Source organism: Allosphingosinicella sp. (assembly GCF_036387215.1).
Lineage (GTDB): Bacteria > Pseudomonadota > Alphaproteobacteria > Sphingomonadales > Sphingomonadaceae > Allosphingosinicella.
In genome coordinates this window covers 1-11,433 of the sequence record NZ_DASVUE010000026.1, presented here as the reverse complement: position 1 = coordinate 11,433, position 11,433 = coordinate 1, and the positions used below count along the sequence as shown (strand labels likewise).

At 66.1% G+C, this 11,433-nt stretch carries 13 protein-coding genes; 7 read left to right on the top strand and 6 right to left on the bottom strand.

The annotated features are described in order from the left end of the window. The coding region (gene ligA / locus VF662_RS01220) for an NAD-dependent DNA ligase LigA (protein WP_464136743.1) at positions 1–1,485 on the top strand (1,485 nt) is incomplete at its 5' end. Here ligA and VF662_RS01215 read toward each other — a convergent pair. Both VF662_RS01215 and VF662_RS01210 read right to left on the bottom strand, forming a co-directional pair. Then, positions 1,482–2,384 (bottom strand): 50S ribosomal protein L11 methyltransferase, encoded by a 903-nt coding sequence (locus VF662_RS01215; protein ID WP_464136740.1) that lies wholly within the window; start codon positions 2,382–2,384, stop codon positions 1,482–1,484. The two genes, ligA and VF662_RS01215, sit on opposite strands and share 4 nt — an antisense overlap. A 2-nt stretch (positions 2,385–2,386) precedes the next feature. Further along, a complete protein-coding gene (locus VF662_RS01210) occupies positions 2,387–3,085 on the bottom strand; it encodes an SDR family NAD(P)-dependent oxidoreductase (RefSeq protein WP_464136737.1) in 699 nt (232 codons plus the stop codon). A 97-nt stretch (positions 3,086–3,182) separates the two neighbouring features. On the opposite strand from VF662_RS01210, the gene sdhC reads away from it, so the two are divergent. Then, positions 3,183–3,575 carry a succinate dehydrogenase, cytochrome b556 subunit gene (sdhC, locus tag VF662_RS01205; protein WP_464136735.1) on the top strand — a complete coding sequence of 131 codons (393 nt, stop codon included), beginning with the start codon at positions 3,183–3,185 and terminating at the stop codon, positions 3,573–3,575. Continuing rightward, entirely contained in the window at positions 3,575–3,961 is a 387-nt protein-coding gene (sdhD, locus tag VF662_RS01200) for a succinate dehydrogenase, hydrophobic membrane anchor protein (protein ID WP_464136746.1), read from the top strand. Before sdhC ends, sdhD begins: the two co-directional genes overlap by 1 nt. A 142-nt stretch (positions 3,962–4,103) precedes the next feature. On the opposite strand, the gene VF662_RS01195 is transcribed toward sdhD, so the two are convergent. Continuing rightward, complete coding sequence (locus VF662_RS01195; RefSeq protein ID WP_464136731.1) at positions 4,104–5,372, bottom strand: dicarboxylate/amino acid:cation symporter; 1,269 nt, start codon at positions 5,370–5,372, stop codon at positions 4,104–4,106. 298 nt (positions 5,373–5,670) lie between these two features. On the opposite strand from VF662_RS01195, the gene VF662_RS01190 reads away from it, so the two are divergent. Then, positions 5,671–6,081: a hypothetical protein gene (locus VF662_RS01190; RefSeq protein ID WP_464136729.1), complete on the top strand. Its 411-nt coding sequence runs from the start codon at positions 5,671–5,673 to the stop codon at positions 6,079–6,081. Continuing rightward, positions 6,062–6,529 (top strand): hypothetical protein, encoded by a 468-nt coding sequence (locus tag VF662_RS01185; protein WP_464136727.1) that lies wholly within the window; start codon positions 6,062–6,064, stop codon positions 6,527–6,529. The genes VF662_RS01190 and VF662_RS01185 overlap by 20 nt, the downstream gene beginning before the upstream one ends. 1 nt (position 6,530) lies before the next feature. Here the strand turns inward: VF662_RS01185 and VF662_RS01180 are convergent, their stop codons facing one another. Genes VF662_RS01180 through VF662_RS01170 form a run of 3 tightly spaced genes read right to left on the bottom strand, consistent with a single transcriptional unit; the run spans position 6,531 to position 8,657 of the window. Further along, complete coding sequence (locus VF662_RS01180) at positions 6,531–7,076, bottom strand: hypothetical protein (RefSeq protein WP_464136724.1); 546 nt, start codon at positions 7,074–7,076, stop codon at positions 6,531–6,533. A gap of 54 nt (positions 7,077–7,130) precedes the next feature. Continuing rightward, on the bottom strand, positions 7,131–7,610 hold the full coding sequence (locus tag VF662_RS01175) for a hypothetical protein (RefSeq protein ID WP_464136723.1): 480 nt from the start codon (positions 7,608–7,610) through the stop codon (positions 7,131–7,133). A 27-nt stretch (positions 7,611–7,637) separates the two neighbouring features. Then, positions 7,638–8,657 carry a hypothetical protein gene (locus tag VF662_RS01170; RefSeq protein ID WP_464136720.1) on the bottom strand — a complete coding sequence of 340 codons (1,020 nt, stop codon included), beginning with the start codon at positions 8,655–8,657 and terminating at the stop codon, positions 7,638–7,640. Between the two features lie 147 nt (positions 8,658–8,804). Here VF662_RS01170 and sdhA point away from each other — a divergent pair, with 147 nt between their 5' ends. Together sdhA and VF662_RS01160 are read left to right on the top strand one after the other, a co-directional pair. Further along, a complete protein-coding gene (sdhA, locus tag VF662_RS01165; protein ID WP_464136718.1) occupies positions 8,805–10,607 on the top strand; it encodes a succinate dehydrogenase flavoprotein subunit in 1,803 nt (600 codons plus the stop codon). Positions 10,608–10,619: 12 nt separating this feature from the next. Next, complete coding sequence (locus VF662_RS01160; protein WP_464136715.1) at positions 10,620–11,405, top strand: succinate dehydrogenase iron-sulfur subunit; 786 nt, start codon at positions 10,620–10,622, stop codon at positions 11,403–11,405. Positions 11,406–11,433 lie beyond the last annotated feature (28 nt).

Genomic DNA, 11,433 nt, shown 5'->3' with positions numbered 1-11,433 from the left:
GCCGCCGCCGGCTCGCTCCGTCAGAAGGACGCCGCGGTCACCGCGTCCCGCCCGCTCCGCTTCTACGCCCACGGCTGGGGCGAGGCCTCATCGATCCCCGCGGAGACTCAACTCGGCGTGATGCAGGCGATCGCCGGCTGGGGCGTGCCGATCGCCGGCGATCTCGCCGTCTTCACCGATCTGGAGGGGCTGCTCGCCCACTACCGGATGATCGAGGCGAAGCGCGCGGACCTCGCGTTCGACATCGACGGCGTCGTCTACAAGGTGGACCGCCTCGATTGGCAGCGCCGCCTCGGCCAAGTCGCCCGCGCCCCGCGCTGGGCGCTCGCCCACAAATTCCCGGCCGAAAAGGCGGAGACCCTCCTGGAGGCGATCGACATCCAGGTCGGCCGCACGGGCAAGCTGACGCCGGTGGCGCGGCTGAAGCCGGTGAGCGTCGGCGGGGTCACCGTCACCAACGCCACGTTGCACAACAAGGACGAGATCGAGAGGCTCGGAGTCCGGCCAGGCGACCGAGTCCGCATCCAACGCGCCGGCGACGTCATCCCGCAAGTGCTGGAGAATCTGACGGCGGCGGAGGATCGGCCGCCCTACGTCTTCCCCGACCATTGCCCCGAGTGCGGATCGGAGGCGGTGCGCGAGGAAGGGGAGGTGGACGTGCGCTGCACCGGCGGCCTCATCTGCCCCGCGCAGCGGGTGGAGCGGCTCCGCCACTTCGCGTCGCGCCACGCGCTCGACATCGAAGGCCTCGGCATCACCAACATCGAGAGCTTCTTCCGCGACGGCCTCATCCAGTCGCCAGCCGACATCTTCAAGCTGACGAAGGAGAAGCTTCTCGCCCGCGAACGCTGGGCGGAGATCTCCGCAGCCAACCTCATCGCCGCAATCGACGCCAAGCGCACGCCGCCGCTCGACCGCTTCCTGTTCGCGCTCGGAATCCGCCACGTCGGCGAGGTGACCGCCCGCGACCTCGCCCGCCGCTACGGCAGCTGGGAGGCATTCCGGGCGATGATCAGCCGCGCCCTCGCCGCCCGCTCCGAGGTGACGCAGGCGCTCGGGGAAAGCGACGGGAAGTTCGGCAAGCGCCGTAACGATGCCGCCGCCGCGATCGTCGAGACGCCGGGCGTCGGCGGCGAGGTCGCGGGCGCGCTGCTCGACTTCTTCGAGGAGCCGCACAATCGCGAGGTGCTGGACGACCTCGCCGCCGCCGGCGTTGCCCCTGCGGACCTCGTCTGGGAGACCAAGCAGTCGCCGGTCTCGGGCAAGACGCTCGTCTTCACCGGAAGCCTCGAAACCCTATCCCGCGACGAAGCCAAGGCGCAGGCCGAAACGCTCGGCGCCAAGGTGTCGGGCTCGGTCTCGGTGAAAACGGACCTGCTGATCGCCGGCCCTGGCGCCGGCTCCAAGCTCAAGAAGGCGCAGGAGCTCGGGATCGAAGTGATCGACGAAGCCGCCTGGAACGCGATCGTCGCGGCGGCGCGCTAGGCTTTCCGCATCACCAAAGTCGGCCAGTCGCCTCGGACGATGCTGAAGCTCGGCGCCAGCCCCTGCTCGCGATAGGCCGTTGCGACGGACTCCGCCTGATGGTCGAGCAGCCCGGCCAGCATCAGTTGCCCCCCGGGCGCCAATGCCGCGCCTATCGACGGCGCGAGCTCCACCAGCGGGCCGGCGAGGATATTGGCGATGATCAGATCGTAGGGCGTCCGCGCCTCGAGGCTCGGATGCTCGAGCCCCGGCGCCACCGCCAGCTCCACTTCGCCCGCACCGTCGCCAAGGGGGATGCGGTTGATCCCCGCATTCTCCTCCGTCACCTCGATCGACACCGGATCGATGTCGGACGCCGCCACCCGCGCGTCCGGCCACAGCTTCAGCGCCGCGAAGGCGAGGAGGCCGGTGCCGGTGCCGAGATCGAGGATATTCGAGAAGCGCTCCCCCGCCTCCTTCAGCCGGTCGAGCGCGATCAGGCATCCGGTCGTAGTCTCGTGATGCCCGGTGCCGAACGCGCGGCCGGCATCCACCTCAAGCGCCACCGCCCTGTCGGGAACGTCGCTCCGATGCGCAGGCGTGTGGACGAAGAAGCGGCCGGCGCGGATCGGCTCCAGCCCCTGCTGGCTCAGCGTCACCCAATCCTGCTCGTCGATCCGCTCGACGAGCGGCTCCGTGGCGGAGCTGGGGGCAAGCGCCTTCAGGAGCGCCAGCATCTCCGAATCCGGCTCCTGCTCCAGATAGGCGTCGATCCGCCACACGTCCGGAGCCGCGGGATCGGGCTCGCTCGACATGATCACCGGCGCCGGATCAAGATGCGCGAATTCCGGCAGCTCCCACTGCACCGCCTCCGCCTCGGCGCGTGTGCAGGCGAGGCTGATCTTCCAGCTATCGGCCACGGTCAGCGCACATAGCTGGCGCCGTTGACGTCGATCACGGCGCCCGTCGCCGAGGGGGGCGCGTCGACCGCGAACCAGCGCACCGTCTCCGCCACCTCTTCCGTTGAGGCGACGCGGCCGAGCGGGATGTCGGCGAGCAGCTTCGATCCGCCGCGGCTGTCGAGATAATCCTCGGCCATCCCGGTCATGGTGAAGCCGGGGCAGACTGCGAAGGCGAGGACGTTCTCGGCCGCATAGCCGCGGGCGATCGACTTGGTCATCCCGATCATCCCGGCCTTGGACGCCGCATAATGCCAGTGCTGCGGCGAATCGCCGCGATAGGCGGCGCGGCTGGCGACGTTGACGATCCGCCCGCCGCCGTTTTGACGGAAGTGGAGCACGGCGAGCCGGCACAGCTCGGCGGCGGCGGTGAGATTGATCCGCATCGTCCGCTCCCACTCCGCCACCCAAGTCTCGTCACCCTGCTCGATCGGCGCCGCCTCGAAGATGCCGGCATTGTTGACGAGCACGTCCACCCGCCCGCCGAGCGCCCCCATCGCCTCCCACCAGAGCGCCCGCGCCGCTTCGGGCCGCGAGAGGTCGGCCGCGATCCGACCCTCGCCGCCCGCCGACGAGTGGCCGATCACATTGTGCCCCTTAAGGGCGGCGACGATCGAATGTCCGATCCCCCGGCTGCTGCCGGTCACGAGGATGTTTGCCATGGCGGCGCGTTAGCGCCGGGCCCTGCGGCTGGAAACCCCGCCCTTGCAACCTCCCGCCAGCATCCTAAAAGCGCCGGCAACAGGAGCCGCCCGCGCAATGCATCGAAATCCCGCTCGACCGCTCTCGCCCCATCTCACGGTCTGGAAATGGGGCCCGCACATGCTGGTGTCGATCCTTCACCGGGTCACCGGCGGAGGCCTCGCCACGGTCGGCGCGATCGCGCTCGTCTGGTGGCTTGCGGCGGCCGCGACCGGAGCCGAGGCCTACGAGACCTTCACCGACATCGCCGACGATTGGTACGGCGTCGTGATCGGCATCGGCCTCAGCTGGGCGCTCTTCCAGCACACGCTCTCAGGCATCCGCCACCTCGTCATGGACATCGGCGCCGGCTTCGAAATCTCGCAGAACAAATTTTGGGCCAATATGACCATCCTCGGCTCGGCGATCCTCACCGCCCTCCTCTGGGCCTATATCCTGGTGATCAAATGATAGGACAGGAATCGCCGATCGGCCGGGTCCGCGGCCTCGGCTCGGCAAGATCGGGCGCCGGCCATTGGTGGCACGAGCGGCTGACCTCGGTCTCGACCCTCATCCTCTTCGTCTGGCTCCTGGTCTCTTTGCTCCGGCTTCCGGACCTCGGCCACGGCACCGTCACCGAATGGCTGGCCTCGCCGATCGCGGCGGTTCCAATGCTGCTCCTGATCGTCTCCACCTTCTGGCACCTGAAGCTTGGCCTCCAGGTGGTGATCGAGGATTATGTGCACGAGGAAGGCCTGAAGCTCTTCTCGATCGCTCTGCTCAATTTCTTCGCTTTGGGCGCGGGAGCGCTCGCCTTCTTCTCGGTGCTGAAGATCGCCTTCGCCGGCGCCGCCTGACAGCTCGGTTCAGTCCGCGGAACTGCTCTTACCGTATTTTCCGCATTCCGCTGGTTAGCACAGAAGTAACGATACGGGCTTTAGGCCGGGTGCAGGACAAGGCATCCCCACAGCCCTTTGTCCCGGTCGAACAGGCCCGCCGCTACTGGTCCAGCGGCGGGCCTTTTTCTTCGGGCGCATCGGGAGAGGCAGCTCCGTTGGGCGCGCCTGCAGCAGCCACGGAAGTCACCGCAAGATCTGCTGTGACGTTGCTGACCGTGTAGAAGATGTCGGGGATCGTATCGATCGCCAGGAACAGCGGCAGCAGCTCGATCGGCAGGCCCACCGCGATCGCCGGCGGCGCGTAGGCGGCGAAGAAGGTGATCTGGTTGGGAAGGCCGGCGATCACCAGGGTGTTGAGGGTCGCCATCAGGACGACGATCGCGACCTGGCCGATGCCGAGCTCCACGCCCGTCATCCGCGCCAGCGTCAGCGTCACGATCACGATCGAGGCGGGCGCGGCGATCCGGAACAAGGCGACCGCCAGCGGCAGCATCACCGAGGGAACGCGCGCGCTGAGGCCGAGCCGCTCCGCGCCTGCGAGCATGAGCGGCAACGAGGCGAGCGAGGACTGGGTGCTCGCCGCCACCGCCTGAGCGGGGGCCGCGGCCCGCGCGAACGCAAGTGGCTTCACCCGCCCGGCGAGGATCGCGAGCGGGTACATCGCTAGCCCGAGGATCAAGGTCACCACGATCTGGACCGTCACATACCAGGCGAGCGCCGCACCCGCGCCGAGCCCCACGCGCGCCGCCACTCCGAAGGCGAGCGCGAACACGCCGATCGGAGCAAGCAGCAGCACCCAGCGGACGATCACCAGCATCGTCTCGGCGACCGCGGCGAAGAAGCCGAGCACCGCCTGCCCGCGCTCCTCCGGAAGCCGCGCCGCCGCAAGCCCGAACAGCAAGGCGAACAGGGTCAGCGGCACGATCGCCCCGGCGGCCGCGGAGGAGACGACGTTCGAGGGCACGAGGCCGCGAAGCCATTCGCCGGGCGGCGGCACCGCAGGCAGCTCGCCGGGCGCGATGCCGGCCCGAAGCGCGTCCATCGCCGGCGGCGACCATGCGCCGAGGAGCAATGGACCAAGCAAGGCAGCCGTCACCGCGGAGCCGAGCAGCAGCACGGTGAACAGCAGGAAGGCCCCCCGCGTGACTCCGCCCGCCCCGGCCGAAGCCGCCGCCGCGGCGATTCCCGTCACCACCAGCGAGAAGACGAGCGGCACGATCGTCATCTTCAGCGCATCGAGCCAGATCCCGCCGACCGCTCCGGCAACCGCCAGCGCCCCCTCGAGCCGCCACCCCGTCGCCGCCCCGATCCCCCCGATCGCAAGCCCCAGCCCAAGCCCCGCCAGGATCCGCACCGCCGGCGACCCCACCCCCCAGCCCCGGCCCCCCGACCCCCGAGGCTGCGTTTCATCCATTGGATCTCGTCCTTGCAAAGCGGCGAGGCGTCTTCCAGCGACTCCGCCTAGAACATTCCCGAGGCCGAGGTTCAACCCTTGAGACGGAAACGCAGTTGCGCACCCTCAGACGCGCGTCTTGTGAAAAGGCATACGCCTGCCATTCCCTCCATTCCGGTTGAACAGAGACGGCGCCGTCGCTTGCTAGAATGTGGGCTTTGGCGCAAAATGAAAATATGAAGCAGCAATCCTGCGACGCATGGGCGGCCTCCTTATGACTGAGCGTCGAGACGGAGCCAAGGGGCGTAGTGACGCCTTTGGGAAGGATGAGACGTCAGGAATTCAGGGAAGTAGCTTCGAGATCAGGGCATATTTACCGCCTTTTGAAGCTGATCATCCGCGGTTGGCCGAAAGGCTTCGCGGCCCAACCATTCTTGCTTTCTGGATATTGGTTTCAGTGGGTGTTTTCAGCGTCTCAATATATTTAATCTTGCTGCAATTTGCGGCCCTTGAACAGGGATTGGCTGAATGGGCGCCGTCGCTGATTGTGGTCAGCGGCTACGCTCTCGTCCAACTGGTAGACGTCGCCTTTTCGGCTTTTTCGCTCAACGCGCGGCTGCGGCGCCTAACCGTCATGAAGGAGAAAATGTGGCGGGAGGACAGTTATGACCACGCCGCCGCCTGAGGGGCTGCTGGACGCCCTCGGGCAGATCGAAAACAACCTACTGCGCAAGGTCGGATCTCTTGCGGCGAAGCAGACGGCAACTCTTGTGGGTCTCGTCGGCGGACTCTTCGGAATGCTGCTTGGTTATTCGATCGATCTCATGAACGGCCCCGACCATGGTCAACAACCCGTCGGTGCGATCCTCACCATTTTGGGCATTGTCACAGCGCTCCTTCTGTGGCGAGGCCGCCGCCGGATTCAGATCGAGCGGAGAAACGAAACAAGACGCGTTCACCGCGAGGCGTTGATCAGTGAAATCGGCTCGGTTCAGAAATTGCTGCAGGCGGAAAAGAAGGCTGAACATCCCTCACAGCGCGCGATCGAGGCGCTTGATCGCCAATATGTCCGGCTTGTCCGGGAACTCGGTCGCAACGGCGAAGCGCTGCCGCCGCCGTCACCGCCCAACTGAGTCACGCGCGGCGCCGCTTCGCCTCTTCGCTGCGCGCATACTCCGCCGGCAAGCGGTGCATGTCGGCTTTGGTTACCTCCCATTCCCGCTTCAGGATGTCCTGGCAGACCTCTATGAAGTTATGAAGGTCTTTGTCGCGAGGTCCTTCCCCTGTGTCCGCTCCTTCGAAAGATTCCGCCTCAATCTTCTCGATGAGGTCCACGAGGCGGTCGTAATCCTGGTCCTTGCGATCCATCATCAGACGAACGGTCGTCGCGGATGCGAGGATATCGAATCTCGCTTTCGCGGCCGACTGAACGGCCCCGTCACCCGTTCCCGAAGCCAAGGAACTATGCGTTGACGTGAGCGCGAGCGCACGCAGCGTCGCCATCTCCTGGCGAAGGGTATCGATCCAGGCCTGCCGGAACTCCGCATGCTTCATCTGCTGGTTGATCACCGCCTGCAGACCCGCGTTCCGGCGCGCGATCAGCGCGGTAGTAAGACCGACGAGCAGCGCCACGAACGCGGCGAACAGCGCTGCAACGGCGGTCGCCATTTCCTTCTCCATCCCGAACCTCTTTCCCAGGCCGGCGAACCGGCAAGCACCGTGCCTAAACGTAGGTTAGCCTCTTTTTATGCGCCCCCAAGTCTCTCCCACCACTGCGCACGCGGCCTCCTCTACTTCTTCCCGCGCCGGTTCGATATCTTTCTCGCTTCGGCAGGTGAGAAAGGGGCCAACCGCGTTGATTAGGCGCCGGTGGTGGTGCGTGCGCTTGGTGAGTCGCAATCGCAGCCGAACCTGAAGCATCTCTCGCTGCTTCCCCCATTCCAACCTTAGCTTCGCCGCGCCTTCGTCCCCGGCCCGTGCCGGGGCCTTGGGTGAGGCTTTGCCGAGCTGCGGTGGGGCCGGCGGTGGCAGCCGCAGGATCATGACATGCACCGCCACCAGTTCGGCCACATCGTCGCGCACGCAATCGAGCCAGCGCTCGGTGTTGGAACGGATGGAGTGGCGGTGGGTGAAGCGGTAGACCAAGACAGCCGAGACGATCGACGCGAGCGCGCTCAGCACGGGAAGCACGCGCCACCAATCTTCCCCGTTCATGATACCCCTCTTCTGCTATGAATGTGCTCAGCTCTTGAGCGCCGCCGACAGTCCTTCGGAATCCATTCTCACCACTCCCTTGCTTCTTCGATACGTGAGGACAGATACTTTGAGCTCCCGGAGCGGCCTCTCGAGCGCCGACCGCATGCCCTCGGGCACGACCAGCACCTTGCTATAGCCTCCTGTCCCCAGCTGCGCCGCCAGCAACCGCTCGTAGATATGAAGCTGTCCCACCCCCGCGAATATGTCCTGCGCACTTGCGTCGGATTTGATCTCGAAGAGCACGCGCGTGCCGCCATAGGTGAAGAGGTCCGGCCCATATTGCGCCACCCGGTCGTTCGAATGGGATACGCCCCGCCGCTTGAGATCCGCCGCAAGAGCCTTCCAGACTTCGCCGTGGCGCCTCCGCCCAATAGCAGGAGCGCGTGCGCTGATCTCGAATTCGCCCTCTGCTTCGGGGCTGAGACCGTGCTCCCACTTCTGTGCCGCCGTGATCGCTTGCACCACTTGCGGATCGGCGCCGAGCTTCGCTGAGCGCGCGGTGGCGCACTGTGCAAGCCACACGGCCATTGCTTCCTGAACCGAGCGGGCAGCGGCATCGAGCGAAGTCACCTTGTGATAATCGGCAATCCGCCCGTCGCTGAACTCTACCTCGACAGGCTTAAGTCCTGTGGCGTCGATGAAGTCTTGCTCAGTAACCCTGCTCCCAGCGACGCTCATCCGCCCCTGATGAAGCACCCACAGCTTCCCCTCATCGTCACGGGCAAACACCGCCTGCAAATTGGTGTCGATGCCGCTCGGAGGCTGGTTGACCTCGACCACGATCCTGCTGCGAAATTGATATGGCTGCTGCCCGAATGCGTTCCAGTCACGCAAGCTTCCGCCGCGCCCGCCGGTCGTTCCGAAGTGGCCCCAGATGCCCAAGTCTTCATGCCACCACACGGGGAGCCCGTACATACGCCCGATATCCTGCGCGCCGGCAGTGAACTTCTTCCGCCACTGCGCCGCCGCCCGATTGACCTCGGTTCGCTTCTCGACCGCCCTCATCGCTCCTCCATCTTTGCCGGGCTACCACAGCCACACGCGCCGGTGGAGGGGCTAATGCTCCGAACCGGATGCGTTCCCCTGCCCTTGCAACCTCCCGCCATCGTCCTAAAAGCCGCGCACAGCCCCCGTTCGCGAGCGCCCCGGAAGATGCCCGAAGCCTATAAGATCATCGATCATATCTACGACGTCGTGGTCGTGGGCGCGGGCGGGGCGGGGCTCCGGGCGACGATGGGCGCGGCGGAGACCGGCCTCAAGACCGCCTGCATCACCAAGGTGTTCCCGACGCGCTCGCACACGGTGGCGGCGCAGGGCGGTATCGCGGCTTCGCTCGGCAACATGGGTCCGGATCACTGGACCTGGCACATGTACGACACCGTCAAGGGTTCCGACTGGCTGGGCGATCAGGACGCGATCGAATATCTCTGCCGGGAGGCTCCTGCGGCGGTCTACGAGCTCGAACATGCCGGCCTTCCGTTCAGCCGCACCAACGAGGGCCGCATCTACCAGCGCGCGTTCGGCGGAATGATGCAGAATATGGGCGAAGGGCCGCCCGCCCAGCGCACCTGCGCCGCCGCGGACCGGACGGGGCATGCGATGCTCCACACGCTCTACCAGCAGAGCCTAAAATACGACGCCGACTTCTTCATCGAATTTTTCGCGATCGACCTGATCATGGAAGGCGGCGAGTGCCGCGGCGTGATCGCGCTCGACATGGAGACCGGCGCCATCCACCGCTACCGCGCGCAGGCCGTGGTGCTTGCGACCGGCGGCTACGGCCGCGCCTATTTCTCGGCGACTTCAGCGCACACCTGCACCGGCGACGGCAATGCGATGGTGCTCCGTGCCGGGCTGCCGCTCCAGGACATGGAGTTCGTCCAGTTCCACCCGACCGGCATCTACGGCGCCGGCGTGCTGATCACCGAGGGCGCGCGCGGCGAGGGCGGGTACCTCACCAATTCCGAGGGCGAGCGCTTCATGGAGCGCTACGCCCCTTCGGCGAAGGACCTCGCCAGCCGCGACGTCGTCTCCCGCTCGATGGCCATGGAGATCCGCGAAGGCCGCGGCGTCGGCAAGGAGAAGGACCATATCTTCCTTCACCTCGACCATATCGACGCCAAGATCCTGGCCGAACGCCTCCCGGGCATCACCGAGACGGGCAAGGTCTTCGCCGGCGTCGATCTGACGCGCCAGCCGCTGCCGGTTGTGCCGACCGTGCACTACAACATGGGCGGCATTCCCACGAACTTTCATGGCGAGGTGGTGACGCTTCGCGACGGCAATCCGGATGCGGTCGTGCCCGGCCTCTTCGCGGTGGGGGAGGCGGCGTGCGTGTCGGTCCACGGCGCCAACCGGCTCGGCTCCAACAGCCTGATCGATCTCGTCGTCTTCGGCCGCGCCACGGGTCATCGCCTTGGCGAGATCGTCCAGAAGGGCGCGGCGCAGCGGCCGCTCCCGAGGGGCTCGGAAGACATGGCGCTCGCTCGGCTCGACCATTTCCGCAATGCCAAGGGCGGCAGCCCGACCTCGCAGATCCGCGCGGCGATGCAGAAGACGATGCAGGCGGATTGCGCCGTCTTCCGCACCGAGGAGACGCTCGAGATCGGCCGCGGCAAGATCGACGAGATCTACCGCCGCATGGCCGACGTCAGCGTCACCGACCGGAGCCTCATCTGGAACACCGATCTCATCGAGACTCTGGAGCTCGACAATCTGATCGGCCAGGCGGTGGTGACGATGCATTCGGCCGCGAACCGCAAGGAAAGCCGCGGCGCCCACATGCACGAGGATTATCCGAACCGCGACGATGCCAACTGGATGAAGCACACGATCAGCTGGTTCGACGGCTGGGGCGGCAAGGGTGGCGGCGTCTCGATCGATTATCGGCCGGTGCACGACTATACCCTCACGGACGAGATCTCCTATATCAAGCCCAAGGCCCGCGTTTACTAAGGATCTGAAGACATGGCGGAATTCGCCCTTCCCAAGAACAGCAAGATCAAAGGCAAGGGCCGCTCGTTCAAGGATCCGGCGGGACCCGGACGGACCCGCAGCTTCAAGATCTACCGCTACGATCCGGAGACGGGAGAGAATCCGCGCTACGACACGTATGAGCTCAATCTCGACGCGACAGGGCCGATGGTGCTCGACGCGCTGCTGCGCATCAAGAACGACATCGATCCGACGCTCACCTTCCGCCGCTCCTGCCGCGAGGGGATTTGCGGCTCCTGCTCGATGAACATGAACGGGCGCAACGGCCTCGCCTGCACCACCGCGATCGAGGATTATAAAGGCGAAGTGCGGATCACGCCGCTTCCGCACATGGACGTGGTGAAGGATTTGGTCCCCGACTTCACGCACTTCTTCGCGCAATATGCCTCGATCCAGCCCTGGCTGAAGACGGTCACTCCCGATCCCTCGGGCAAGGAGCGCCTGCAATCGCCGGAGGACCGCGCGAAGCTGGACGGGCTTTATGAGTGCATCCTGTGCGCCTGCTGCTCCTCCTCCTGCCCCAGCTATTGGTGGAACTCCGACCGCTTCCTCGGCCCCGCCATCCTCCTCCAGGCCTATCGCTGGCTCGCCGACAGCCGCGACGAGATGACCGGCGAGCGGCTCGACGATCTCGAGGATCCATTCCGCCTCTATCGCTGCCACACGATCATGAACTGCGCCAATGTCTGCCCCAAGGGGCTGAACCCAGCGAAGGCGATCGCCGAGACCAAGAAGCTCGAGGCCGAGCGGATCCTCTGATCCGCTCCCCCTCGCACGCGTGACCGAG